22 protein-coding genes and 1 riboswitch are annotated in these 23,770 nt (G+C 71.0%); of the genes, 8 read left to right on the plus strand and 14 right to left on the minus strand.

The annotated features are described in order from the left end of the window. Positions 1–131 precede the first annotated feature (131 nt). Both VMS22_00465 and VMS22_00470 read right to left on the minus strand, forming a co-directional pair. Complete coding sequence (locus VMS22_00465; protein ID HXJ32483.1) at positions 132–3,713, minus strand: hypothetical protein; 3,582 nt, start codon at positions 3,711–3,713, stop codon at positions 132–134. Continuing rightward, the gene (locus VMS22_00470) at positions 3,710–4,369 is read right to left on the minus strand and encodes a TetR family transcriptional regulator (GenBank protein ID HXJ32484.1); all 660 of its coding nucleotides are present in this window, start codon (positions 4,367–4,369) and stop codon (positions 3,710–3,712) included. The genes VMS22_00465 and VMS22_00470 overlap by 4 nt, the downstream gene beginning before the upstream one ends. Before the next feature lie 137 nt (positions 4,370–4,506). Between VMS22_00470 and VMS22_00475 the strand changes: the two genes are divergently transcribed. Genes VMS22_00475 through VMS22_00495 form a run of 5 tightly spaced genes read left to right on the plus strand, consistent with a single transcriptional unit; the run spans position 4,507 to position 7,710 of the window. After that, a complete protein-coding gene (locus tag VMS22_00475) occupies positions 4,507–4,953 on the plus strand; it encodes a hypothetical protein (protein ID HXJ32485.1) in 447 nt (148 codons plus the stop codon). Positions 4,954–4,960: 7 nt separating this feature from the next. Then, on the plus strand, positions 4,961–5,200 hold the full coding sequence (locus VMS22_00480) for a sulfurtransferase TusA family protein (GenBank protein HXJ32486.1): 240 nt from the start codon (positions 4,961–4,963) through the stop codon (positions 5,198–5,200). 46 nt (positions 5,201–5,246) lie between these two features. Beyond that, positions 5,247–6,119 (plus strand): Ku protein, encoded by an 873-nt coding sequence (locus VMS22_00485; protein ID HXJ32487.1) that lies wholly within the window; start codon positions 5,247–5,249, stop codon positions 6,117–6,119. Beyond that, complete coding sequence (locus tag VMS22_00490) at positions 6,116–6,976, plus strand: tetratricopeptide repeat protein (protein HXJ32488.1); 861 nt, start codon at positions 6,116–6,118, stop codon at positions 6,974–6,976. The genes VMS22_00485 and VMS22_00490 overlap by 4 nt, the downstream gene beginning before the upstream one ends. A gap of 8 nt (positions 6,977–6,984) precedes the next feature. Then, the gene (locus tag VMS22_00495) at positions 6,985–7,710 is read left to right on the plus strand and encodes a DUF72 domain-containing protein (GenBank protein ID HXJ32489.1); all 726 of its coding nucleotides are present in this window, start codon (positions 6,985–6,987) and stop codon (positions 7,708–7,710) included. Here VMS22_00495 and VMS22_00500 read toward each other — a convergent pair. Continuing rightward, positions 7,683–8,414, minus strand: a complete 732-nt coding sequence (locus VMS22_00500) for a hypothetical protein (protein ID HXJ32490.1) — start codon at positions 8,412–8,414, stop codon at positions 7,683–7,685. The two genes, VMS22_00495 and VMS22_00500, sit on opposite strands and share 28 nt — an antisense overlap. Positions 8,415–8,490: 76 nt before the next feature. Between VMS22_00500 and VMS22_00505 the strand changes: the two genes are divergently transcribed. Then, complete coding sequence (locus VMS22_00505) at positions 8,491–8,811, plus strand: SCP2 sterol-binding domain-containing protein (protein HXJ32491.1); 321 nt, start codon at positions 8,491–8,493, stop codon at positions 8,809–8,811. A gap of 70 nt (positions 8,812–8,881) precedes the next feature. On the opposite strand, the gene VMS22_00510 is transcribed toward VMS22_00505, so the two are convergent. Beyond that, a complete protein-coding gene (locus VMS22_00510) occupies positions 8,882–9,169 on the minus strand; it encodes a hypothetical protein (protein ID HXJ32492.1) in 288 nt (95 codons plus the stop codon). Next, the gene (locus tag VMS22_00515) at positions 9,166–10,368 is read right to left on the minus strand and encodes a GNAT family N-acetyltransferase (GenBank protein HXJ32493.1); all 1,203 of its coding nucleotides are present in this window, start codon (positions 10,366–10,368) and stop codon (positions 9,166–9,168) included. The genes VMS22_00510 and VMS22_00515 overlap by 4 nt, the downstream gene beginning before the upstream one ends. 104 nt (positions 10,369–10,472) lie before the next feature. Here VMS22_00515 and ggt point away from each other — a divergent pair, with 104 nt between their 5' ends. Then, complete coding sequence (ggt, locus tag VMS22_00520; GenBank protein HXJ32494.1) at positions 10,473–12,104, plus strand: gamma-glutamyltransferase; 1,632 nt, start codon at positions 10,473–10,475, stop codon at positions 12,102–12,104. A gap of 160 nt (positions 12,105–12,264) precedes the next feature. On the opposite strand, the gene VMS22_00525 is transcribed toward ggt, so the two are convergent. From VMS22_00525 to VMS22_00535, 3 genes are read right to left on the minus strand one after another with little or no spacing between them, the layout of a single operon-like run. Next, complete coding sequence (locus VMS22_00525; protein HXJ32495.1) at positions 12,265–13,554, minus strand: adenylosuccinate synthase; 1,290 nt, start codon at positions 13,552–13,554, stop codon at positions 12,265–12,267. Between the two features lie 8 nt (positions 13,555–13,562). Continuing rightward, the gene (gene serA / locus VMS22_00530) at positions 13,563–15,161 is read right to left on the minus strand and encodes a phosphoglycerate dehydrogenase (GenBank protein ID HXJ32496.1); all 1,599 of its coding nucleotides are present in this window, start codon (positions 15,159–15,161) and stop codon (positions 13,563–13,565) included. An 11-nt stretch (positions 15,162–15,172) separates the two neighbouring features. Beyond that, positions 15,173–16,324, minus strand: coding sequence for an alanine--glyoxylate aminotransferase family protein (locus VMS22_00535; protein ID HXJ32497.1), 1,152 nt, complete (start codon positions 16,322–16,324; stop codon positions 15,173–15,175). Positions 16,325–16,360: 36 nt separating this feature from the next. Then, positions 16,361–16,445: riboswitch (ZMP/ZTP riboswitch) on the minus strand. 93 nt (positions 16,446–16,538) lie between these two features. Between VMS22_00535 and VMS22_00540 the strand changes: the two genes are divergently transcribed. After that, on the plus strand, positions 16,539–18,344 hold the full coding sequence (locus tag VMS22_00540; protein HXJ32498.1) for a TolC family protein: 1,806 nt from the start codon (positions 16,539–16,541) through the stop codon (positions 18,342–18,344). Between the two features lie 4 nt (positions 18,345–18,348). Here the strand turns inward: VMS22_00540 and VMS22_00545 are convergent, their stop codons facing one another. The 6 genes from VMS22_00545 to glpD form a co-directional block, all read right to left on the minus strand. After that, complete coding sequence (locus VMS22_00545) at positions 18,349–18,777, minus strand: hypothetical protein (protein ID HXJ32499.1); 429 nt, start codon at positions 18,775–18,777, stop codon at positions 18,349–18,351. Then, a complete protein-coding gene (gene folE, locus VMS22_00550; protein ID HXJ32500.1) occupies positions 18,774–19,334 on the minus strand; it encodes a GTP cyclohydrolase I FolE in 561 nt (186 codons plus the stop codon). The genes VMS22_00545 and folE overlap by 4 nt, the downstream gene beginning before the upstream one ends. A 57-nt stretch (positions 19,335–19,391) precedes the next feature. Continuing rightward, positions 19,392–20,267, minus strand: a complete 876-nt coding sequence (locus VMS22_00555; protein ID HXJ32501.1) for a methylenetetrahydrofolate reductase — start codon at positions 20,265–20,267, stop codon at positions 19,392–19,394. Positions 20,268–20,279: 12 nt separating this feature from the next. Continuing rightward, complete coding sequence (locus VMS22_00560) at positions 20,280–21,317, minus strand: homoserine kinase (protein HXJ32502.1); 1,038 nt, start codon at positions 21,315–21,317, stop codon at positions 20,280–20,282. Between the two features lie 108 nt (positions 21,318–21,425). Further along, positions 21,426–22,130 (minus strand): endonuclease III, encoded by a 705-nt coding sequence (gene nth, locus VMS22_00565; protein HXJ32503.1) that lies wholly within the window; start codon positions 22,128–22,130, stop codon positions 21,426–21,428. Further along, positions 22,121–23,770, minus strand: a complete 1,650-nt coding sequence (glpD, locus tag VMS22_00570; protein ID HXJ32504.1) for a glycerol-3-phosphate dehydrogenase — start codon at positions 23,768–23,770, stop codon at positions 22,121–22,123. Before glpD ends, nth begins: the two co-directional genes overlap by 10 nt.

Consider the following 23,770-nt stretch of genomic DNA (forward strand, 5'->3'; position numbering starts at 1 on the left):
CTGCTCCTTCACCAGCACCTGCCCGCTGGACACGGTGCAGGTCGCCGCGCGCGCGTCGGCGCCCAGCGAGACGGCACCCCCGAGCGCGACGGCGAGCACGATTTTCGATCGACCCATGACGATCCCCCCTCTCAGCGCTTCTTCTTCCGCGGCAGCGTGTAGCTCCCCTTGCGCAGGACCAGGTTGCGGTTGCGAACGAACTGCGCGTCGCCGACGACGACCGCCACGGTGACGTCCGGGTTGCCGGTGTCGAGCGCGGCGAGGTCGACCTTCTTGCCGACGAGCGCGAAGCGATACGCGCCGTCGCCCTGCTTGCGGAGCGTGAGCGAGACGGTGCCGCTCTCGGTCGACTTCCCGCTGATCCGGCTCCCGCGCTCGGTCATGGCGATCGCCCGTTCGAGGATCTGCATCGTGCCGCCCCCGGGCGTCGCGACCTGCAGCGTCACGCCCGCCGACGGATCGACGGCCACCGGCGCCGCGCCGATCGTCCCCGTCATCTTGAAGGATCCACGCTTGAAGCTGACGGTGGCCTTCGTGATCGTCATCGTGCCCGCCTGCACGACGGCGGCGCGCGTTCCGAGGACGGTCGATTTCGTGAGGGTGTTCTCGAAGGCGACGAGGTCGTTCAGCTGGCGCGGCGTCAGCACGTCAGTCTTGCCGTGGCGACCGGTTCCACCGCCGTGCAGGTTCCGCCCGCTGCCGAGGCGCGTGCAGTCGTCGAGCGTCGAATCGCAGGGCCGCGACACGTCGAGCAGGGTCGGCGCGCTCCCGTCGTGCAGGTAGGGCGCGGTGTTCCAGACGTCGACCAGGACCGGCGTGATGTAGTCACCCAGCGAGCCGCGCGTCCCCGGGATGGGGATGCTCGCGTTCTGGAACACCGACTGCGCGCTCGCGACCCCGAGCGGGTCGGTCTGGTCGAAGATGTTCGCGGTGCCGACGTCGTGGCGCACGAACGGGTTGTTCGCGTCGCCGCGCGCGGGCTGGCCGGGGTCGAAGTCGGTGCTCGGGCGCTTGTCGGTGAAGAACTGCGCGCCGGGTCCGGGGCCGCCGTTGTGGCAGTCGCCGCACTGGGTGATGGGATCGTTGAAGATGGCGCGCCCCCGATCGGCGGCGGCGTCGCGCGGATTCGGGTTGCCCGGGAACTCCGTCAGCGAATAGACGAAGTCCGCGAGGTGCGTCAGACGCACGCCGACGTTGTGTCCCGCGACGCCAGGCAGGTTCCGGTTCGGCGGGCCCAGATCGGGCTCGACGTCGTTCTGACCCTGGGTGTTCGTCCGCGGCTGCTCCATCGTCATCTCGGGCGTGCGCTGCACGAGCGCCCCCGGACAGGTGGAGAGATCCTCGACCCCGTCGCAATCCGCCGCGCCCTGGAGCTCGCGGAACGTGAACTCGAAGTCCTCGACCTCGTCGCGATCGCCGTTCCAGTGCACCGTCAGCATCGGATTGAACCAGCGGTCGCGTTCGGACGCCGGGACGTTCGGCGGAACGCTCGCGGGATTGGCCTTGCAGAAGTACCCGTCACCGCAGAGGGCATCGAACGTGCACGCCTCGCCGGCGTGCGGGCCCGCGTTGCACGTGCCGGGGCTGAAGCCGGCGCGGCCACGGAGGTCCATGGTGTTCCGCAGCGAGGCGCCGAACTGCGAGAAGTCCCACGTGCGGCCGTCCTGGCCGCCGAAGTCGGCGTGGCAGGTCGTGCACGAGACGTACGACGCGTCGTGCGCGGCGCTCACGACCTCGCCCGGCACGCTGTGGGCGACCGAGCACAGCCGCAGCGCCTTGTCGCCGCACTCCTCGTTCTTGAGGCACTCCTGCGCCGGGTTGTTGGCGCAGGTGATGCGCGCCTTGTTGAAGAGTGGCGCAGGGTGATCGAGCCCGGTCTCGTTCGGCACGCTCGCGTCGCGCGCGGCCGTCGTGAAGAGGATCTTGCCGTCGAGGAGCGCGGGCGGCAGCGGATCGCCCTTGATGCCGTTGCAGGCGCCCCCCGGACAATCCGTGTCGCTCTTGCAGGCCACGCCGTCGCTCGCGCCGCCGACGCAGCGGCCCGTGATGGTCGAGACCGGCCGCCCGAGAATCAGCGGCACGCAGTTCGACGACAGGATGCAGGGCCCCAGCTCGCCGCAGTCGGCGTTGCTGGCGCACGGATTGCCGCCGGGATGGTTGCAGAAACCGTTCGTCACCGGGCAGTCGTTGTCGCTCTCGCAGGTCTCCGTGCCGTTCGCCGTGCAGCGCAGGTTCGCGGGCTTGCCGCCGGGGTCGAGCGGCTGCGCCGTGGCGACCGGGACGATGTTGCGGGAGAGGTAGTTGTAGACGTACGCCCGCTGGCCGTCGGGCGAGAGCCGCACGCCCAGCGGCACGGTGCCGATGCCGTCCGGCACCGGCCGCATCATGGAGACGCCGGTGTTGTAGTAGGCGACGGCGTCGAAATCGACGCCCGTGTCGACCGCCTGGAAGGACTGATCGGCGGGATTGTAGCCGTCGATGGTGACGATCTGTGCCTGCGGCGCCATGCGATAGGGGCGCTCGCCGACGACGGGCGCAAGTGCGTTCTGCACGCACGGCTCGATCGGATCGGCGCCGCCCGGGCCGTTCGCCCCCGGCGCCGCAAAGAGGGTCGTGACGTCGCTGCCCTGACCCTTGCGCGTGTTGAAGATGTGATAGCTGTTGAAGGTCTGGTCGACGACGTACGCCGTGGTGCCGTCGGCCGAGAACTCGATGTCGGTCGCGAGCGCGGCCTCGTCGATGTCGACCTTGCCGATCCGCGACCCGTCGGCCGCGTTCAGCTTCGCGATGCCGAAGCGGATCACGTCGTGGAACGCCGGCTTGTACTTGTTGCGGGTCACGCCACCGTCCGGGAACGGGTCGAACGTGAGGAGCGGGAAGAGCGCCGTGCCCCGTTTCAACACGCGGTGGCGCTTCTTGCCCTTCCCGACCATGTCCGAGAAGGCGTCGCTCTCACGCTTGAAGAGGCCCTTGCTGACGTTGTTCTGCTGCGCGCCGCCGACCCAGAGCTGGCCCGCCACCTCGGCGGGGGCACCGTCGGGGATGAGCGCGATCGCCGAGAGCTGGTTCAGCACGCCCTGACCCGAGTTCTGCGTCTCGCAGGTCGTGAGGTCGGCGGCGATGTCGAAGACGGACGACACGGATTTGTTCGCGACGTCGACGACCGAGACGTGGCCGTCGGTGCCGGGCTCCTCGGTGAGGAAGTGCGTCACGTACGCCTTCGATCCGTCGCTCGATACGGCGATCGCACGCGCGTTCGGCCACGCGAGCTTCACACGCGCTTCGACCGCGAGCGAGGTGGAGAGGATCAGCAGCTCGCTCGACCCCTGGCACGACACGAGGAGGTGGTCGCCAGCGGGCGTGGGCGCGATCCCGTAGGGATTGCAGCCGGCGCCGAGCGAAGGATCGGAGGTCGTGCAGCCCGACAGGTCGGCCTGGGTGCAGCGCGTGACCGTGTCGTCGCCCTGGTTGGCCGTGAACACGTACGTGCCGGCGACCGCCACCGTGCGCGGATACTTCCCGACCGGCGATTCGTGCGTCAGCACCCCGGTGATGCCGGAGAAGTCGAGGCGTGCGACCGTCGCCGAGTCCGGATTGACGGCGAACACGATGCCGTCGGGCGCGACGGCGAGCGGGCTCGAGCGGGTTGGACCGGCGTAGGCAGGCAGCGCGAGCGATGCGAGCACCAGCGTGATCCCGACGGCGCGTCTCACGATGACGTCTCCTTCGGACCCGCCGGCCCGGCGAGCCCGTGCAACAGACAATCGCGCGCCGCGGCGGCGCGCTCCCCGACCGTGGTGGCATCCAGGGGATCGCGGTTCCAGATGATGCGGAGCATGGGCGCGATGAGGAAGTAGAAGAGCGTGACTCCGCCGACGTTCACCATGAGATGCACGGGATCGCTCTTGCGGAAGACGCCGGAGGCCATGTTGCCGGCCACGCCCTCCCCGGCCCGCTGGTAGAGCGGGACGATGTACGTCCGGGTGAGCTCGTCCAGGTGCGGCCCCCCGTCGATGATCTCGCGCAACCACACCTTCATCCCGGGCAGGTTCCGGGCCGTGAAACGCGTGATGCCCTCGATCGCGTCGCCGAGCCCGATCGGGCCGGGCTGCTCGCGCGTCTGCTCGTAGATCGCGACGAGGCCGGTGATGACCCGCTCGAGCACCGCGCGATACACGGCGTCCTTGGTCGGGAAGTAGTAGAAGAGCATCCGCTTCCCGATCCCCGCCCGCTCCGCGATCTCGCGCGTCGTCGCGCCGGCGTAGCCGCGCTGCCCGAAGACCGCCTCGGCCGCGTCGAGGATGCGCGCCCGGACGTCGTCGGCCTGGGGGAGCTCGCGTGTCACGCGTCGGGTCGCCAGCGTCGCCATGTACCGCCCGGTACAAGGGGTCCTATCGCCGGCCCCTCGCGGCTGTCAAGGCGAAGTTCGGCGCCGGAAATGGCGGATTTCACGTTGACCATCCGAAGGGCGGCGGGTACATCGCGATAGAGAGGGAGGGAACGTACATGGCAAGGCTCATCGTGCTCGCGCTCGTGACCATCGGCCTCACGTTCGGCGTCGCCGCGGCCCAGTCGTCGACGGCCGAGTGTCGCCTGCAGGCCAAGAACGACTACAAGACCTGCAAGACCGATTGCCGGGAGGGGTTCCAGGCCGACAAAGACGGCTGCCGCAACTGCGACCACACCTTCGCCGAGGGGTGCCGGGCGTCGCGCGCCGTTTGTGTCGCGCCGTTCGAGGACCAGCTCGAGGCGTGCCTCGGCGTTTGCCGAACCGATCTCGACGCCGCCAAGGCGCTCTGCGCTCCCGGCGACGACGCGTGCATCGACGCCGCGCAGGTAGCCGCCTTCGTCTGCCGCGACACCTGTCGCGAGGACCAGACCGTGCGTGACGGCATCGCCAATTGCCGGACGATCTTCCGCGGCTGCATGAAGCAGTGCCCGCCGGCGAGCTGATCAGGTCATGAGCCACGACCCGGACGTCGCGCGGGCGATCCTCGACCTGCGCGGCGTCCGGTGTCCGCTCGCCTGGGCGAAGGCCAAGGTCTGGCTTGAGACGCTCGCGCGCGGCTCCGGCGTCGATCTCCTGGTCGACGATCCGCGCTCGGTTCGGGATCTGCCCCGCGCCGCCGAGGCGAACGGGCATCACGTGGTCGGGGTCGCCGAAGAGCGGCCCCTGTGGCGCATCACCCTCGAGGTCTGAGCCGGCGGTTTGACATCGCCCCGGCCCGTACGCTTTCCTGATCCTCATGCCGGCGCGCTCGGTGGGGTCGGGGACGGTCAGCTTCGGCCTGGTCTCGATCCCCGTCCGCTTCTACGTGGCGACGCACTCGGAGTCGCCCTCCTTCAACATGCTCCATCAGGCCTGCGGCTCGCGCATCAAGCAGCAGGTGTACTGCCCGCGCGACGAGCGCGTGGTCGAGCGCAGCGAGCTCATCCGGGGCTACGAGGTGGCGAAGGACCAGTACGTCACCTTCACCGACGAGGAGCTGCGCGCGCTCGAGGCGGCGGCGAGCCCGAGCATCGACATCGAGGAGTTCGTGCCGCTCGAGGCGGTCGACCCGATCTATTTCGAGACCTCGCACTACCTCGGCCCCGACAAGGGCGGCGACAAGGCCTATCACCTGCTCGCCGACGCCATGCGCGAGACCGGCGTGGTCGCGGTCGCGCAGCACGTGAGCCGCGGCAAGGAGCGCCTCGTGCTGATCCGTCCGATCGCGGAAGGCCTGGCGATCCACACGCTGTACTACGCGGACGAGGTCCGGCCCTTCGGCGAGATCGGCCTCGGCGAGCCGGGCCAGCGCCGAGCGGGCGAGATGGACCTGGCGAAGCAGCTGGTGGGACAGCTCACGTCGAAGGGCTTCCGGCCCGAGCAGTATCACGATCACTATCGCGATCGGCTGCGCGAGATCGTCGAGAAGAAGGTCGCCGGCGAGGAGATGACCATCGCCGAGCCGGCCACGCCCCGCGCGCAGGTGATCGACCTCATGGACGCCTTGAAGCAGAGCCTCGCGCGCGAACGGAAGCCGGGAGCGATGAAGCCGGCCGCCGTGGTAGCCGTCGCCTCCAAGCGTCGTGCGACGGGCGGATCGGGGCGCGCTGCTTCGAAGAAGAAGCAGTGACGACGCCCGAACGCCGGATCGACACGCCCGCCGCATTCGACACCAAGCAGGCTGCGCGCATCGTCGGATTGCCGGCCGGGCGGCTCCGCCAGTGCGTCCGCGCCGGCCTCGTCGCGCCGCAACGCGACGGCCATGGGCACCTGCGTTTCGACTTCGTCGACCTGGTCCTGCTGCGCACGACGCGCGGTCTGCTCGCGAGCCGCGTGCCGCTCCGGAAGATCGGCCGCGTGCTCACGTCCCTGCGCCGACAGATCGGCGATCTGCCGCTCACGCGGCTCTCGGTCTACGCCGACGGCAAGCGCGTCGTCGCCTGGGACGGCGCCACGCGCTGGCAACCCGAGTCCGGCCAGTTCTTGTTCAACTTCGACACCGAGAGCGTGCTCCGGCGTGCCACGACGGTTGCGAATCTCCCGCCGCCGAAGCGCACGAAGCTGCCGCGCCTCACCGCCGAGCAGTGGAGCGACCTCGCGATGGAGATCGAAGACAGCTCCCCGCTCGAAGCGCGCGCCGCCTACCACCACGCCCTCGACCTCGACCCGGGCAACATCGTCGCGCGCATCAACCTCGGCCGCCTGCTGCACACCGAGAGCAACCTGGTCGGGGCCGAGGCGCACTTCCGCGAGGCCGTTCGCTACGATCCCACCTGCGCGCTCGCGTGGTACAATCTCGGCGTCGTGCTCGAGGATCTCTCGCGTCCCGTCGAAGCGCTGCCCTGCTACGAGCACGCGGTCCACGCCGACGACGAGCTCGCCGACGCGCACTGGAACCTCAGCCTGCTGTACGAGAAGACGGGCCGGCATCGCGACGCCCTTCGCCACCTGGCGCAGTATCGAAGGCTCACCGCGAAACGACGATAGGCGCCCCGATGGCGCGCAGCGCGATCGCCAAGCTCCCCCGCATCGTCGTCGGCACGTCCGGCTTCAGCTATCCGTCGTGGCGCGGGACCTTCTACCCCGCCGATCTGGCCGCCGGCGACATGCTCCGCTTCTACACGGGCTCCTTCCAGACGGTCGAGATCAACCACTCCTTCTATCGCCTCCCGACCGCGACGCTGCTCGCGAGCTGGCGCCGTCAGACGCCGCCGGCCTTCCGCTTCGCCCTGAAGGCCCCGCAGCGCATCACGCACCAGCTCCGCTTGCGCGAGGCCGAGGAGATCACGACGCGCTTCGTGACGCTCGCGCAGACCCTCGGCGAGCAGTGCGGGCCGCTCCTCTTCCAGCTCCCGCCTCACCTGCGCGCCGACACCCCGCGGCTCGCCGATTTCCTCGCCGTCCTCCCGCCCCGCACCGAGGCCGCGTTCGAGTTCCGGCATCCGAGCTGGTTCGTCGACGAGATCTACGAGACGCTCGCGCAGCATCGCGCCGCCCTCTGCGTCGCCGACGCCGATGGGCTCACGACGCCGCTCATCGCGACGGCACCGTTCGGCTACCTGCGCCTGCGGCGTGACGACTACACGGACGCGGCGCTCGCCGACTGGGCGCGGCGCATCCGCGAGATCACGCGCTGGAAGCGCGCCTACGTCTACCTGAAGCACGACGAGGCCGGCCGTGCGCCGGCGCTCGCTCAAGTGCTGCTGCGCGCGCTCGCGTAGGCGGCCATCGCGCTGCGCGCCGAGGCCTGGTGGAACGCGAGCGCCGCCGACGGATAGCGGTGCGCCTGACCGTAGACGCACTCCATGCGCGCGTGACAGCCGCCGGCGCACGTGTCGGCCGGCGCGAGGCGATGCGCGGCACAGCGCGGGACGTCCCATCCGCGCGGCCCGACCGCCGCTGCGGGACACGCCGCGATGCACGGGCGCAGCGTGCAGGTGGGACAGGGATCGAAGCCGTCGGCCGGACGCGCCGCCGTCAGCACGTCCGGCAGGGCCACGGCGGCGCGCAGCGCGATCCAGGGGCCGTAGACCGGGTGGATGAGCACGCCGACGAGGCCCGGCCGGCCGAGCCCCGCGACCTCGGCGAGCGTCTGGAACGCAACCGGCACGGGAGCCGTGTCGAACGGAAACAGGCAGCGCGCGTCCGGTTCGTTTACCGCGGCGGTCACCACCTCGCGCGTGAAGCGATCGAGCGGATCGGGCGGCTCGGCGCGCTCCGGCCGGGCGCGGCAGGCATCGCGGAACGCCCCCCAGAACGCGCCGCCTCCGTTGCCGACGACGATCAGCCCCCGCGCCGCGGGCAGGTGCGGCGCGATCCGGTGACGCGCCGGCACGCGTTCGTCGTAGGCGGCGACGCTCGTCGCGCCGACGAGGTTCAGGCCCGAGCGAGCGAGCCGCTCGGCGAGCGTCGATACGACCTCCATTACTTGACAAGGTCTCCACTCCCAGCCTACCTAAGGCGGTCAGCCCCCACCACCCCACAAGAGGAGGAGTAGAAGCATGACACCTGAGGAAATCTTTTCGGCGATGCCGGCCCAGCTGGATCAGAACGCTGCCAAGGGCGTGAACGCGACGATCCAGTTCAATCTCTCCGGCGACAACGGCGGGCAGTGGTACGTCACGATCAAGGACGGCAAGGCCGAGGTGAGCAAGGGCACCGCGCCGTCGGCGAACATGACCATGTCGATGGCGGCGAACGACTACGTCGACATGACCACCGGCAAGCTGAACGGCCAGATGGCCTTCATGAGCGGCAAGCTCAAGATCTCCGGCGACATGGGTCTCGCCATGAAGATGCAGACCCTCTTCAAGCGTCCGTAACGAACGCTCGACGCGAAAAAGCCGGGTGGACGTGCGTCGTCCATCCGGCTTTTGCGTTCTGGGCCCTGGTTCAGTCCGGCTTGGGGAGTCGCGCGCTGATGCCGCCGAGCCCGAGCAAGATGCTCCCGAACACGAGCCCGCCCAGCCCCGACGCGACCGCGCCGGCGACGAGCGCCCAGTGTCGTCCCGCGGCGGCGTAGTAGTCCGCCTTGAAGAGCGGATGATCCTCATGGCGCTCGTACGCGTCCTTGGCCTTGGCGAAGTCGGCGTCGGTGAGCGCGAGCGTGCCCGTGTAGCCGGCCGCGGCGAATCCGAGCGCCATCACCGCGACGCCGAGCAGACGTAGCCATCCCGTCATGCACGCTCCTCCGAGGTGGCGGCGCGGAGCTCTCGCCGGAACGTCCCGACGCGACGGCGCCGGCGCCGATCGTATCCGATCCACTTCGCGGCCGGCACGGCCGCGTGCGGCACGCGCGCGAAGCCGATGCGCTCGAAGAACTGCGCCGCGCGGTCGTCTATCGTGCAGGCGAAGACGTACTCGAGGTTGCGCCGCGCCGCCTCGGTCAGCAGGGCCCCGACGAGCCGTTCCCCCAGCCCTTCCCCCTTGAACCGCGTGATCGTGTAGAGCCCGACGATCTCGCCCGCGCGATCGTCCGCGTAGGCCACCGTGTGCAGCGCGGCCACGCCCGCAAGGTGCCGGTTGCAGATGGTCGCGCCGTAGGCCGTCGCCAGCACGTGGGCGACCTCTTCCGGCGTGCGGAACTTGAGCAGGCCTTCGCGCTGCCCTCGTCCGAGGAGCCGCTCGGCCTGCGCGAACTCGTCGAGCGCGAGCGGACCCACGCGGCAGTAGTCGTCGACGGTGAAGAGCGTGCCCGAGCCGGTGTACGTGAAGAGCTCCTCGCCGATGCCCGACGGCGTGCAGAGGTTCACCGACTCGACGCCATCCTCGAGCGCGCGGTCGACGGCGACGAGGAGGCTGCGCCGGTTGCCGAGGCCCGTCCACTCGGCCTCGCCCTGGCTGAGGAGCGTGTCGAGCACGTGCCCGTCGACGAACGAGAGGCGCGAGCCGCCCGCGGCGAGCCCGCCGTCCGGCTCGACGAGGACGACCTTCGGGATCCGCAGCTCGGTGGCGAGCGTCGTCGCGTGCGCGGGATAGGACACCGCGACCTGACCGGTCACGCTCAGCACGCACAGTCGCCCGCGCCGGAAGCGCGGCCAGAGCTGCGAGCGCAGCCCCTCGCCGTCCCAGGAAGCGCGGTTGCCGAGTCGCACCGGGAGCATCGGGGAGACGTCGCGCCGCCGGCCCGACGTGCGCCGCGACTTGCGGTGCCGCTCGATCGCCGCCAGCAGCCGCCGCTCCGTTCCCGGCCGCCCGGCCGGCCACCACACGAGCACGCGCGTGCCGTTGCGCATCAGCTCGGCGATGGTCGCAGCCAGCGGATCGAGCGGCGCCCGCTCGGCGACGACGCGTGGCGCGAGTGCGACGAGCACGCTCCGTCCTCGCAGCTCCTCGAGGTAGAAGTCCTTCTCGCCGAAGGGCTCCTTGCTCGTCCTCACCCCGAGCGCTTCCTGCATCGCGTCTCGGCCCCCATAGCACACGCGAGCCGCGCCACAAGCGCGAGATTGCCCCAGCCGCGCGCGGCCGCTACGAGTCGCCCGTCGTGCGCCGCCACGCCACCGTCCTCTTCGCCAGCGTCGTCGTGCTGGCAACGCGGATCGCGGTCGCCGACGCACGTTCGGGCGCCGTCGCGACCGAGCATCAGCTCGCCGCGGACGCCGGCGCCGCCGCGCTGCGCGCCGGCGGATCGGTGGTCGACGCCGCGATCGCGGCGGCGGCGGCCGTGTGCGTCGTCCACGCCTCGTCGTGCGGGATCGGCGGCGGCGGTTTCGCGCTCGTGCATACGCAGGGCGGCGACGCCGCACTCGACTATCGCGAGACGGCGCCGGCGGGCGCGACGCCGGACCGCTACCTGCGCGACGGGAAGCCCGACCCGACGCTCACCCGCAAGGGCGGCCTCGCGGTCGCGGTGCCGGGCGAGGTCGCGGGTTGGGTCGTGCTGCACGACCGCTTCGGGAAGCTACCGCTCGCGATCGACCTTGCGCCGGCCGTACGCCTCGCCCGCGACGGCTTTCGGCTGGGCGACGTCCCGCACCTCCGCACCCAGATCGAGCGGAGCACGGACCTGCTGCGCGCCGACGCGGGTCTGCGTGCCGTCTTCCTCGACGCCGACGGCAACGTCCCCGGGCCGGAGGCGCGCATCGTGCAGCGCGACCTCGCCGCGACCCTCGAACGGGTCGGCCGGCGGGGCCGCCGCGCCGTCGATGCGGAGGCGATGGCCATCGCGACGTTGGTCCAGGCGCGCGGCGGCGTCCTCACGGCGCGCGACGTGCGGGATTATCGACCGGTCTGGCGCGAGCCGCTCGTCGGCAGCTTCGCCGGGCGTCGCGTGGTGACGTTTCCCCCGCCGGGCTCGGGCGGCGTCGTCCTCGAGATGCTCGGGATCCTCGCGGGCGACGACCTGCCAGCGCTCTCGCCCGGCGCGTTCGCGCACCTTCTCGCCGGCGCCATGGCCCAGGGTTTCGCCGATCGGGCCGCCTGGTACGGCGACGCGCGCGTACCGGTGCACACGCTCCTCGATCCGGAGCGCCTGCGGCGCCTGCGCGCGCGCATCCCGCCGGACCGGGTCGGCTCGCCGACCGCCGACCTCGTGGTCGATGCCGGAACCGCCCACGTCTCGGTCGTCGATGCCCAAGGCAACGCCGTCGCGATGACGACCACGATCAACACGACGTTCGGTTCGGGCCTGATGGTCCCGGGCACGGGCATGATCCTCAACGACGAGATGGACGACTTCGCGCTGCCGGGGCAGCGCAACGCCTACGGCCTCGTGGGCGGGGACGCCAACGCGATCGCGCCCGGCAAGCGGCCGCAGTCGAGCATGTCTCCGACCATCGTGCTCGACCGCGATCGCCCCGAGCTGGTCGTCGGCGGCTCGGGCGGTCCGCTCATCATCTCCGGGGTCGTGCAGGCCGTGCTCGGCGTGGTCGCCCTCGGACGCGACCTGCGCGCCGCCGTCGACGCTCCCCGCATCCACGACCAGGCGACGCCCCCCACCCTCGGCGTCGAGCCCGCCCTCCCCAACGAGACCCGCGCCGCCCTCGAAAAGATCGGTCACCAATTGAAAGACATCCCCGCCGCCGGCGCCGTAGCCGCCACGGGCCTCACCCCAACCCACACTCCGATCGCCGCCGGCGACAGACGCAAGGACGGCGGCGAAGCGTTCGCTCAGTAGCGGGCGTCGCGTCGCGAGGTCGGCGGGGGCGAGGCGGAGGCGCCTGCGAAGCGGCGCGACGAAATGTCAGACCGTGACGTGCCGAGTGTTTTGTCGCGCGGCGGAGCCGAAGCCGAAGCCTCGCCCCCGCCGACCTCGCGACCCCACGCGCGCGCCGCCTTCAGAACACGTCGCCCAGCCGGATCGTCTGCTCTCGCCCGGCGCCGATCGACAGGATCACCATCGGCGCACCGACCGTCTTCACGAGGAAGTCGAGGTAGCGGCGCGCGTTGGCCGGCAGGTCGGCGAGCGATCGCGCGGCGCCCAGCGGCTCCTTCCAGCCCGGCAGCTCCGCGTAGATCGGCTTGGCGCGCGCCCAGCCGCGCTGCGTGGCGGGCGGCAGCTCGAGCCGCCTGCCGTCCACCTCGTAGGCGACGCAGACGCGGATCGGGTCCATGCCGGTCAGGACGTCGAGCTTCGTGAACGCGATGCCGTCGACGCCCGAGAGCGCGATCGCATAGCGCACGACGACGGCGTCGAACCAGCCGCAGCGCCGAGGCCGGCCGGTGGTGGCGCCGTACTCGTCGCCGTCGGCCCGCAGGCGATCGCCGAGCGCGTCCGTCAGCTCGGTCGGGAACGGCCCGCCGCCGACGCGCGTCGTGTAGGTCTTGGCGATCCCGATCACGCGCCCGATGGCGCGGGGCGGGATGCCGGCGCCCGACGAGGCCGACCCGACCACGCAGTTCGACGACGTGACGTACGGGTACGTGCCGTGGTCGACGTCGAGGAGCATGCCCTGGGCGCCCTCGAGCAGGACGCGCTTGCCGGCGGCGATCGCGGCGCGCACGTCGGCGCCGGCGTCGGCGACGAACGGCGCGAGCGCGACTCGCCACTGCCGCACGAGCGCCTCGATCTCGCTCGCCGAGTGCGGCTGCTCGCCCAGGAGCGCCTGCAGGTACTCGTTCTTCTCGCGCAGGGCACGTCCGAGCGCGTCGCGGAACCCCTCGTCGTCGAAGAGGTCGCCGAGGCGGATGCCCGTGCGGGCCATCTTGTCCTCGTACGCCGGCCCGATGCCGCGGCCGGTCGTCCCGATTGCGCCCGCTTCTCGCAGCCGCTCGCGCGCGCGGTCGATGGCGCGGTGGTAGGGCATGATGACGTGCGCCTGCTCCGAGACGCGGAGCCAGCGGTCGTCGGAGAGGTAGCCGCGCGCCTTCAGGGCGCCGATCTCGCGGATCAGCACCTCGGGATCGACCACCATGCCCGGCCCCATCACGCAGACCTTGCCGGGATGCAGGACGCCCGCCGGCACGAGGTTGAGGATCGTCTTCTCGCCGGCGACGACGAGCGTGTGCCCGGCGTTGTTGCCGCCGTGGTAGCGCACGATCATGTCGGCGTCGGCGGCGAGGAGATCGACGATCTTCCCCTTGCCCTCGTCGCCCCACTGGGTCCCGATGACGGCGGTTGCGCCCATCGCGCCGCTCACAGCCGCAGCAGGGTCGCCGCGACGACGTGCGGGTGCGTGCGGAGCGCGGCCAGCACCGCGTCCGGCACCGGCTCGTCGACGTGGAAGAGCGAGACCGCCATGCCGCCGACCTGCTGGCGCCCGAGCTCGAGGCCGGCGATGTTGATCCGGTTCTCGCCGAGCAGCGTTCCCACCCGGCCGACCACGCCCGGCACGTCCTGGTTCTGGAGCATCAGGATGTATCCCTCGGGGACGGCCTCGAGCTTGAAGTCGTCGATCTGGGTCACGCGGATGGTGTCGGCGTCGAAGACCGCCCCCGCGACACGCGTCGTCCCCGATGCCGTCACGACCTTGACGCCGATGGCGTTGCGGTACGCGCCCGCGTGCGGGGTCTTCGATTGGATCACGCGCACGCCGCGATCGCGCGCGATCGCGGGGGCGTTCACGTAGTTGACGCTGTAGTCCTCGTCCTCGTCGAGGAGCCTGTCGAACAGGCCGCGCAGGACGGCGGTCGTCAGCGGCTTCACCTCGCGCTCGGCCGTGTCGCCGCTCGGATACACCGTCACCTCGGTCGGGGTCTCGCGCGAGAGCTGCGCGGCGAGACCGCCCAGCTTCTCGGCCAGCCGGAGGTATGGGCGGAGCACCTGCAGGACCTCGGGCGAGAGCGACGGCGCGTTGACCGCGTTCTGGATCGTCCCCTTGGTGAGGAACTCGGCCACTTGCTGCGCGATCGCGATCGCGACGTTCACCTGCGCCTCGCCCGTCTGCGCGCCGAGATGCGGCGTGCAGATCACCTGCTCCATCTTCAAGAGCGGGTGATCCGGCGGCGGCGGCTCCTTGTCGAGCACGTCGAGCGCCGCGCCCGCGACCTGCCCCGAGGCGATCGCCTCGGCGAGGGCCGTCTCGTCGACGATGCCGCCGCGCGCGCAGTTCACGATGCGCACGCCGCGCTTCATCTTCGCCAGCGCCTCGCGACCGATGAGCCCGCGCGTCTCCGCGGTGAGCGGCGTGTGGATCGTGATGAAGTCGGCGCGTGGATACATCTGGTCGAGCGTCACCAGCTCGACGCCGATGCGCGCCGCCGTCTCGGCGGTGACGAACGGGTCGTACGCGATCACCTTCATGCGGAGCCCGAGCGCCCGCTCGGCGACGATCGTGCCGATGTTGCCGAGGCCGACGATGCCGAGGGTCTTGTTGCAGACCTCGGCACCGAGGAGGTTCCGCGGCCACTTGCCGGCCCGCACGGCCGCCACCGCCTGCGGGATGTTCCGTGTGAGCGCCATCAGCATGGCGATGGCGTGCTCGGCGGTGGTCACGTTCGATCCGCCGGGCGTGTTCATGACGACGATGCCGCGCTTGGTCGCCGCGTCGACGTCGACGTTGTCGACGCCGATGCCGGCGCGACCGATCACGCGCAGGTTCGTCGCGTGGCCGAGCACCTCGGCCGTCACCTTCGTGCCGCTGCGCACGATGAGCGCGTGGAACTCGCCGATGAGGCTGCACAGCTCCTGCGGCGAGAGCCCGGGCTTCGCCTCGATGTCGAGGTCCGGCTGCTCGCGCAGGCGCGCGAGCCCTTCGGGTCCGAGCGCGTCGGAGAGGAGCACGCGATAGCGCATGACCCCTCTCCTCAGCGCGCCGGCAGACCGTCGGCGAGGACGGCCTCGGCGGCTCCGACGCCGCGGCCCAGCTCGACGCTCGCACCGAAGTGCTTCAAGGCCAGCTCGAGGGCCGCGATCGAGACGACGATGTCGAAGGCCCCCACGTAGCCCAGGTGCGAGAGGCGGATGATCTTGCCCTTCAGCTGATCCTGGCCGCCGGCGAAGGTGACGCGCATCTTGTCGCGCAGGTACCGGAAGAGCGCGCTGCCGTCGACGCTGGTGGGCAGCACGACGGCGGTGGCGGCGGGGCTCGGCGACTCCGGCGCCAGGAGCGAGAGGCCGAGGGCCTGTGCCCCGGCGCGCGTCGCACGCGCGAGCCGATCGTGGCGGGCATAGATGCCCGGCCAGCCCTCGGCCACCATCAGGTCGAGTGCGGCCTTCAATCCGTAGAGCAGCGAGATGGCCGGCGTCCACGCCGTGGATTTCTCGGCGACGCCCTTCCGCTCGCGCTTGAAGTCGAAGTAGAAGCGCGGCAGCTTCGCCCGCTCGGTCGCCGCCCAGGCGCGCTCGGAGAGCGAGACGAAGGCGAGGCCGGGCGGCAGCATGAGCGCCTTCTGCGAGCCGGTGACGAGCACGTCGATGCCGAGGTCGTCCATCGGCAGCGGGAGCACGCCGACGGCCGTGATGCCGTCGACGACGAGCAGCGTCTCGCGCTTGCGCGTCAGCGCGGCGATCTGCGGGACCGGGTGCAGTACGCAGGTCGACGTCTCGCTCGCCTGCATGTAGACCGCGCGAGCCTTCGGGTACGCGTCGAGCGCCGACTCGACCATCTGCGGCACCACCGCGCGTCCCCACTCGACCCGCACCTCGCGCACCGCGACGCCGTACGTCTGGCAGATCTTCGTCCATCGCTCGCCGAACTTGCCGCCGTTGACGACGATGACCTCGTCGCCGGGCGAGCAGAGGTTCGTGACCGAGCCTTCCATGGCGCCGGTTCCGGACGCTGCCAGCACCAGCACGTCCTGCGAGGTGCCGAAGAGCGCGCGGAGGCTCTGCTGCACCTCGGCGAGCAGCGCCGCGAACTGCGGCGTGCGATGGTGGATGATCGGCTGCGCCATCGCCGCCAGCACCTCGGGAGGAACCGGCGTGGGTCCCGGAGCGAGCAAATACGACTTGATCACGATGTCACCTGAGCCCGTCTGTGGAGTTCGACATCACCGCGGGGCCCAGGCGTTCGGCCCGCTAGTCGTTCCGCACTCCCCCGTGGTCAGTTCCACGTGAACGCCAGTCGTGCGAGGGTGGAGATGTCGGCTGCGGTTTAGCCCCGGGCCGCGCGCAATGTCAAGGCGAGTCCGGCGCGTTGACTCCATGACGTCGATTGAGTAGCGCCGTCGCATGCGCGCCACATCTGGCTGGGTCGCGACGGGACTTTTCGTGCTCGGTCTGGCCCTCGTCGCGCACACAGAGGAGCCGCTGGAGCCGGCTGCGCCACCGGCGGGCCCCTCGTGGCGCGGCGCGGTGTGGCTCGATCAGTGGAAAGGCATTCCGAAGAGCCCCGCGCTCGACGTCCCGTCGCCGATCACGCGGGACGAGGAAGTCCAACGCGTCACACTGAAGGAGGCGATCGCGATCGCCCTCGAGAACAACCCCGGCATCGCCGCAAAGCGGCTCGACCCGGCGCGGATCGGCACCCGTGTTCTAGAGGCCCAGTCCAACTTCGACCCGACCTTGGCCTCCGAAATCGGCGACCGTCACCAGATCTTGCCCAACGCCAGCGCGCTCTCGGCCACCCGCACCTCCGTCGTCGACGACCGTTACGCGAACTTCCACCTGTCGAAGCTCTTGCGCTCGAGCACGCGGCTGCAGTTCGACTTCCTCAACGACCGTCTGGACAACAACGCGAGCTATCTCGGCTTCCGCCCGCAGTACAGTCCGGCGCTCAGCTTCTCGCTCGTGCAACCGCTCTTGCGGGATTTCGGCTGGGATTTCTCGTATCTCGTCGTCCGATCGGCCGAGCGCACCGCCGACTCCGCCGTGTACCTCTATGAGGCCGACCTCGCGGATTTCGTGGATCGGGTGATCCGCTCCTACTGGCGGGTCGTGGGCGCGCGTGAGAGCGTCGAAGCGACGCTGGAAGCCAAGCAGCTGGCCGACCGGACGGTCGTCGAAAACGAGGCTCGCGTGCGCGTGGGGCTCCTCCCCCCGGTGGCGGTGCTCGAAGCGCAGGCCGACGCCGCGCAACGCGACACCAACCTGATCACGGCCCGCAACGAGCTCGACGTGGCGCGCCAGCAGCTCGCCCAGCTCTGCTTCTTCCGCCCGGCGGGCACGTTCGTGCCGCGAACGCTCGAGCCGGCGGAGGATGTGACGCCCGAAGACGTCAAAGCGGAGCTCGACGAGACACTCGCCATCGCGCTCACCGAACGACCCGAGATCCACGCCTCGGCGCTCGGCGTCGAGGCGCGTCAGATCGACGAACGAGCCGCAAGCAACGGCCTCTTGCCCCGCCTCGACCTCGTAGGGGGCTACGGCGTCAACGGGCTCTCCGGCACGGGGCAGATACCAACCGTGCAGTTCATCTCCGAAACAGACCGGACCGGCAATCCGCCGGGGACCCGGTGCGTCCAGGTCGCGTTCGATCGCCCGCTCTACCAATGCGTGGGGCCGCGCGCCGCGAGCGCGCTTCACGGGTCCCAGACCGACGCGTACGGGACCCGCGGCAGCCGCGGCGGACTCCTCTCGGGCGACTACACCTCATACTCGTTCGGGATTCAGCTCACGGTTCCACTCGACAACGCGCTCGCCAAGAGCACGCACACTCGCAGCACGATCGAGCTCGACCAGGCGGAGCTGAACCACCGCGAGCTGCTGTCGCAGATCACGCTCGAGGTGCGACAGGCCGTCGCCGACGTCACCGCGAGCCGCCAGCGGATCGATACCGCCCGCGTCGCGCGCGAGCTCGCCCAGGAGAACCTCCGCAACCAGGAGAAGCGGCACGAGGTCGGCATGGCGACGACCAAGGATCTGCTCGACTTCCAGACTCGTCTCACCGAAGCCCGTCTGGCGGAGGTGCGGGCGAAGTTCGAGCACAACATCGACGTCGCGGCCTGGCGACGCGCCCAGGGCCGGCTTCTCGCGCACTACAATATCGTCGTCGAGCATCCGGGGAAGCGGTCGACGCCCTGGTTCGGGCGGTTCTGAGGGGTCAGCACCGACGCGCGAGCACGAGCTGCACGCGCTCGCCGGCGGCGAACCGTAGGCGCTCGATCGTGAAGCCGTGGTCGCGCACCTCGCGCGCGACCGGATGGCGCGCGCGGGATGGCCCGAGGCCGCGGAGCGCGAGCGGCACGCAGGCGAGGACGCGCGGCCACCACGCCCGCGGCTGGTTGTGGTCGACGACCACGAGCGGCGCGCCGGGGACGAGGCGCGCGGCGATCGCGTCGAGGCATCGTCCACGCGCCGCGGCGTCGGCGGGCTCGCCCAGGAACGAGCAGATCGCTGCGGCGGCCGCCTCGCCGTCACGCGCCGCGGGCAGCCGCGACGAGAGCGTCGCGCCGCCCCCGACGACCACCATCGGCCCGTCGATCGGGCCGAGGAGCTCGAGCGCCTGCGCGGCGACGCGCGCGCCGATCACCGCGGGCGCAACAGCGTCATGAACTCCTCGCGCGTCTTGGAGTTCGTCTGGAAGGCCCCGCGCATGGCGCTCGTGACGACCGTCGAGTTCTGCTTCTCGATGCCGCGCATTCGCATGCACAAGTGCTCGGCTTCCGTGACCACCGCGACGCCGAGGGGCTGGAGATGCCGCTCGATCGTGTCGGCGACCTGGGTCGTGAGCCGTTCCTGCACCTGCAGTCGTCGCGCGAACACCTCGACCAGGCGGGCGATCTTCGAGAGCCCGACGATCTTGCCGCGCGGGATGTAGGCCACGTGGGCGCGCCCGAAGAACGGCAGGATGTGGTGCTCGCACAACGAGTAGAAGTCGATGTCCTTGACGAGGATCATCTCCGAGTAGTCCTCGGTGAAGAGGGCGCCGTTGATGACGGTCTCCGGGTCCTGCTCGTAGCCGCGGGTGAGGAAGCGCAGCGCGCGCGCCACCCGCTCGGGCGTGCGCACGAGGCCCTCGCGCCGCGGTTCCGGGTCGAGCGCCTGCAGCAGGCTCGCCACGTGCGCTTCGAGGTCCAGTGCCGGCATGGCCGGGCACCTAGCCGATGGGTCTCGCTCCGGCAACCGCGCACGACCGCGCGGCCGTCACGCGCCGACGAGCCCCTCGCGACGCAGCTGCTCGAAGATCGCCCGCGTCGCCGGCGACTTGTTGAGCGTGTAGAAATGGATGCCGGGCGCGCCGGCGCGCAGGAGCTCGGCGCACTGGCGCGCCGCCCACTCGATACCGACCTCCATCGAGGCGCGCTCGTCGTCGCGCGTGCGCTCGAGCCGCTCGCGCAGCGGGGCGGGTACCTGGTTGCCGGACAGGCGCGTGATGCGCTCGATCTGCGGCCAGTTCGTGATCGGCATGATGCCCGCGACGAGCGGCACCGTGATCCCGGTCCGGCGTGCGCGCTCGACGAACGCGAAGTAGTCGCGGTTGTCGTAGAAGAGCTGCGTGATGACGACGTCGACGCCGGCGTCGACCTTCGCGCGCAGGTGGTCGACGCTGAGGTCGAGGTCGCGGCACTCGGGGTGCCCTTCGGGATGCCCCGCGGCCGCGATGCAGAGCGGATAGCCGCGCGCCCGGATGAACGCGACGAGATCGGCCGCGTACTGGAATCCGTCCGCGGGGCGCCGGAACGCCGCATCGGGCGGATAGTCGCCGCGCAGCGTGACGACGTTCTCGATCCCGCGCGCGACCATGAGGTCGAGCAGTGCCGCGATCTCGTCGCGCGAGTCCCGCACGCACGTCATGTGCGCCGCGCTCTCGATGCCGAGCCGCTTGATGCGCGCCGCCAGCTCGACCGGCGCCTCGCGAGGCTTCGCGCCCGTGCGCGTGACCGAGACGAAGTCGGGGCGCAGCGCCCCCAGCGCCTCGATCGTGCGCATGAGCCCCGCCTCGCCCTCCGGCGTGGCCGGCGGGAAGAACTCGAACGAGACGACCGGACGCCCCCGGCCGTACAGTGCGTCGATGCGCACGGCGGCCCCGGGCTACTTCGAGCCCTTGCGCTCGAGCGCCTTCACCCGCTGATACTTCCGGTAGTCGTAGCCGGTGGCCATGGCCATGAGGAGCCCTTCCATGCCCCCCTCGCGCTCCCGGCGCAAGACGCGCAGCCGCTCGTAGAACTCGCGGAAGTCCTTGTCGACCCGCGTCCCCTCCTCGACCGGATGCAGGAAGAAGTCGCGCAGGCGGGTGATCGTGAAGCGCAGGGCCGAGAGGCGCAGCTCGTTCGGAAACGCGTCCCATTCGGCCAGCGACAGGGGCCGCAGCGACTCGTAGCCCGCCATGAGCGCCTCGAAGCGCTTCAAGTCGTACTGGTCGCGCACGAACGCGAGGGCGTTCACGGCCGTCGCCAGGTCGAAGACGAAGCGCCCGCGCGCGGCGGCTTCGAAATCGAGCATCGCGACCAGCTTGTCTCCCTTGAACAGGAGGTTGTCCGGGAAGAGGTCGCCGTGGATGATGCCGCGCGGCAGCTTCGGCTCGAGGTAGTGGCGCAGGTACTCGATCTCGTCGTCGAGCGTGCGCACGATGCGCTTGAAGTAGGCGGGGAGGCGGTCGCGCACCGAGGCGTAGATCTCGGCCACGCGCTCGTAGCTGAAGCGGTTCTCGATGCCCTTCTTGTACTGCTTGCCGAGGCCGTGCAGCTCGGCGAGCATCCGCCCGGCTTGCTCGAGCCGATCGGCGCCGAGCCGCTCGACCGCGACCACGCGCCCGTCGATGTAGCGGTAGACCGAGACGAACTTGCCGCCCTGCTCGCGATAGTAGCGCCCCTTGCGGTCGGCGAGCGGCTGCGGGCACGCGAACCCCTGCTTGCGCAGGTGGAGCAGGAGATCGAGCTCGCGCTTCACGTCGAGCTCGCCCTTCACTTCGTCGATGCGCACGAGGTGCCTTCCGCGCGCGGTGTCGACGACGTAGTTCGTGTTGACCGAGCCGCTCGGGATGCCGTGCGACGTGACGAGCCGTCCGAGCCCGTAGTCCTCGATCAGCTCCGCGAGCGCGTCCTTGTCGAGCGCCGTGTACACCGCCATCCGCCGAAACTCCACACTATCCGAACGCTTGCGCGCTCACCCGAACCCCGGACCGACCCTAACGTCGGGTCCCCGCGTTGTCAACAAAATACCTCGCCACAACCGGCGTCAGGCGGCGCTCGTGACGCCGATCTGCGGACACCAGCGGCGAAGCGCACAGCCGCTGCAGCGAGGTTTGCGCGCGGCGCACACGCGGCGCCCGTGGTGGATCAAGCGATGCGCGAACGCAGTCCACGCTCGCGGCGGCAGCAGGCGCTGCAGATCGCCCTCGATCTTGTCCGGATCGTCCTCGACCGTGAGGCCGAGCCGGTTCGCGAGCCGGCGCACGTGGGTGTCGACGAAGATGGCGGGCAGGCCGAAGGCGGTGCCGCGCACGACGTTCGCGGTCTTGCGGCCCACGCCGGGCAGCTTCGTGAGCGCGTCCATGTCGCTCGGCACCTCGCCGCCGTGCGAATCGGCGACCGCCCGGGCGACGGACTGGATCGACTTCGTCTTCTGCCGGAAGAATCCCGTGCGTTTGATGAGCGCCTCGACGTCGGCCGCCGGAGCAGCCGCGAGCGCCGTGGTCGTGGGGTAGGCCGCGAACAGAGCCGGGGTCACCTGGTTCACCATCTTGTCGGTGCACTGCGCCGAGAGAATGGTGGCGACCAGCAGCTCCCATGGCGTGCGGTAGTCGAGCTCGCACCAGGCGTCGGGATAAGTGCGATCGAGCGCCCGGGCGATGGCGCGAGCCCGCTTTGCCCTGGCGGGGGCGGTTTCGCGAGCGACGTTCAGGCCTGGCCGTGGACGCGCCCGCGCCGCCTTCACCGCCACCGGCGCTGCTCCTCGGCGACGTGCTCGCCGTAGCCGCGCGCGGCGGCCTGGGTCGCCTCGGCGGACCACCCGAGCGGCGGCGCCATGAGGCGAGCCACCTCGCCCGCGACGCCGGACCCGGCCTGTGGATCGAAGAGCGCCAGCTGCGTGCGCCGCCGCAGGACGTCTTCCAGGGTGATGGCCCATTCGTCCTCGACCGCCGTCACGACCTCCGCGCGCGGGTCGGGCAGCGCCGGCAGGATCGGCCCGGCGAGCGTGGCGTCGCGCGCGACGACGCCGAGGACGCGCGACACGCGACGGCCGTAGCGCCCCGCCAGGTGCCGGAGGACGCCGGGACCCACCGCCCGCCCGTCGCGCGCGGCGATCTCCGCGGCGACCCTCTCGGGCGGGACGTCGCCCCCCGGGAACACCTCGTCGCCGGTCGTGGAGGGACCGAACTGCGGCCCGTCGCCGAGCACGCGGAGCGCCGTCACGACGTGGTCCACGACCTTTGCTGCAATGATCCGGTAGGTCGTGAGCTTCCCGCCGCAGATCGTGACGAGGCCGGCGGCCGACGTGAAGATCTCCTCCTCGCGCGACACGTCGGACGGCTTCTCGGCCGAGCCGGGCGCGGGTGCCACGAGCGGGCGCAGCCCGGCGAAGGCGCTCACCACGTCGCCCGGGACGAGGCGTGCCGCCGGGAAGTAGTGGTTCACCGATTCGAGGAGGTACGCGACGTCGCTCGCCTCGACGACGGGCGGCGTCTCCGGACCGCCCGCATGGTCGGTGTCCGTCGTCCCGACCAGCGTGTGCGTATCCCACGGGATCACGAACATCACCCGGCGATCCTGCACCGCCGGCAGCGCGATCGCCGCCTCGTGGCCGATGCGGGCACGCGGAACGACGACGTGCACGCCCTTCGTCAAGCGCAGGCGCGGCGGCGCCGGCGCGTCGAGCGCGCAGACGCGATCGACCCACGGGCCCGTCGCATTCACCACCACCCGCGCGCGGACGACCACCTCGTGCCCGGACAGCCGATCGCGCACGCGCGCCCCGACGATGCGTCCGGCGTCCTTCTCGAACGCCGTCACCTCCGCGTACGAGAGCGCGACCGTGCCGTGCTCCACCGCCGAGAGCATCGTCTCGACCACGAGGCGGGCGTCGTTCGTCCAGCAATCCCAGTACTCGCCGGCGCCGCGCAGCCCCTCGCGCAGCAGCGCCGGCTCCAGGCGCTCCACGTCGGCCGGGCGCAGCATCCGGTGGCGCTTCACGTTGCGTACGCCGGCGAGCAGGTCGTAGCCCCAGAGGCCGATCGACAGCATCCAGGGCGCGATCGAGATGCCCTTGTAGAGAGGGAACACGAAGCGCATCGGGCGCACGAGGTGCGGCGCCAGCCGGCGCAGGCGCTCGCGCTCGCGCGTCGCCTCGAGGACGAGCCGGATGCGTCCCTGCTCCAGGTAGCGCAGGCCGCCGTGGATCAGCTTCGAGGATCGGCTTGACGTCCCCGACGCGAAGTCGGCCTGGTCGACGACGGCGACGCGCATGCCGCGGAGGCTGGCGTCGCGCGCGATGCCCGCGCCGTTGATGCCCCCGCCGACGACCAGCACGTCGAAGGCGTCCCGCTCGAGCGCCTCGAGGGCCGTGCGGCGCCACGCGATCAT

The organism is Candidatus Eisenbacteria bacterium, assembly GCA_035577985.1.
Lineage (GTDB): Bacteria > Desulfobacterota > Binatia > DP-6 > DP-6 > DATJZY01.

Excerpts from the sequence above, each read along its gene's own strand:
- serA (HXJ32496.1), bottom strand. The coding sequence starts at position 15,161 with ATGCGCTATCGCGTGCTCCTCTCCGACGCGCTCGGACCCGAAGGGCTC.
- VMS22_00540 (HXJ32498.1), top strand. The coding sequence starts at position 16,539 with ATGCGCGCCACATCTGGCTGGGTCGCGACGGGACTTTTCGTGCTCGGT.
- VMS22_00495 (HXJ32489.1), top strand. The coding sequence starts at position 6,985 with ATGGCGCGCAGCGCGATCGCCAAGCTCCCCCGCATCGTCGTCGGCACG.
- folE (HXJ32500.1), bottom strand. The coding sequence starts at position 19,334 with ATGCCGGCACTGGACCTCGAAGCGCACGTGGCGAGCCTGCTGCAGGCG.
- VMS22_00480 (HXJ32486.1), top strand. The coding sequence starts at position 4,961 with ATGAGCCACGACCCGGACGTCGCGCGGGCGATCCTCGACCTGCGCGGC.
- VMS22_00470 (HXJ32484.1), bottom strand. The coding sequence starts at position 4,369 with ATGGCGACGCTGGCGACCCGACGCGTGACACGCGAGCTCCCCCAGGCC.
- VMS22_00560 (HXJ32502.1), bottom strand. The coding sequence starts at position 21,317 with ATGGCGGTGTACACGGCGCTCGACAAGGACGCGCTCGCGGAGCTGATC.
- glpD (HXJ32504.1), bottom strand. The coding sequence starts at position 23,770 with ATGATCGCGTGGCGCCGCACGGCCCTCGAGGCGCTCGAGCGGGACGCC.
- VMS22_00475 (HXJ32485.1), top strand. The coding sequence starts at position 4,507 with ATGGCAAGGCTCATCGTGCTCGCGCTCGTGACCATCGGCCTCACGTTC.
- VMS22_00510 (HXJ32492.1), bottom strand. The coding sequence starts at position 9,169 with ATGACGGGATGGCTACGTCTGCTCGGCGTCGCGGTGATGGCGCTCGGA.
- VMS22_00525 (HXJ32495.1), bottom strand. The coding sequence starts at position 13,554 with ATGGGCGCAACCGCCGTCATCGGGACCCAGTGGGGCGACGAGGGCAAG.
- VMS22_00485 (HXJ32487.1), top strand. The coding sequence starts at position 5,247 with ATGCCGGCGCGCTCGGTGGGGTCGGGGACGGTCAGCTTCGGCCTGGTC.
- VMS22_00500 (HXJ32490.1), bottom strand. The coding sequence starts at position 8,414 with ATGGAGGTCGTATCGACGCTCGCCGAGCGGCTCGCTCGCTCGGGCCTG.
- VMS22_00505 (HXJ32491.1), top strand. The coding sequence starts at position 8,491 with ATGACACCTGAGGAAATCTTTTCGGCGATGCCGGCCCAGCTGGATCAG.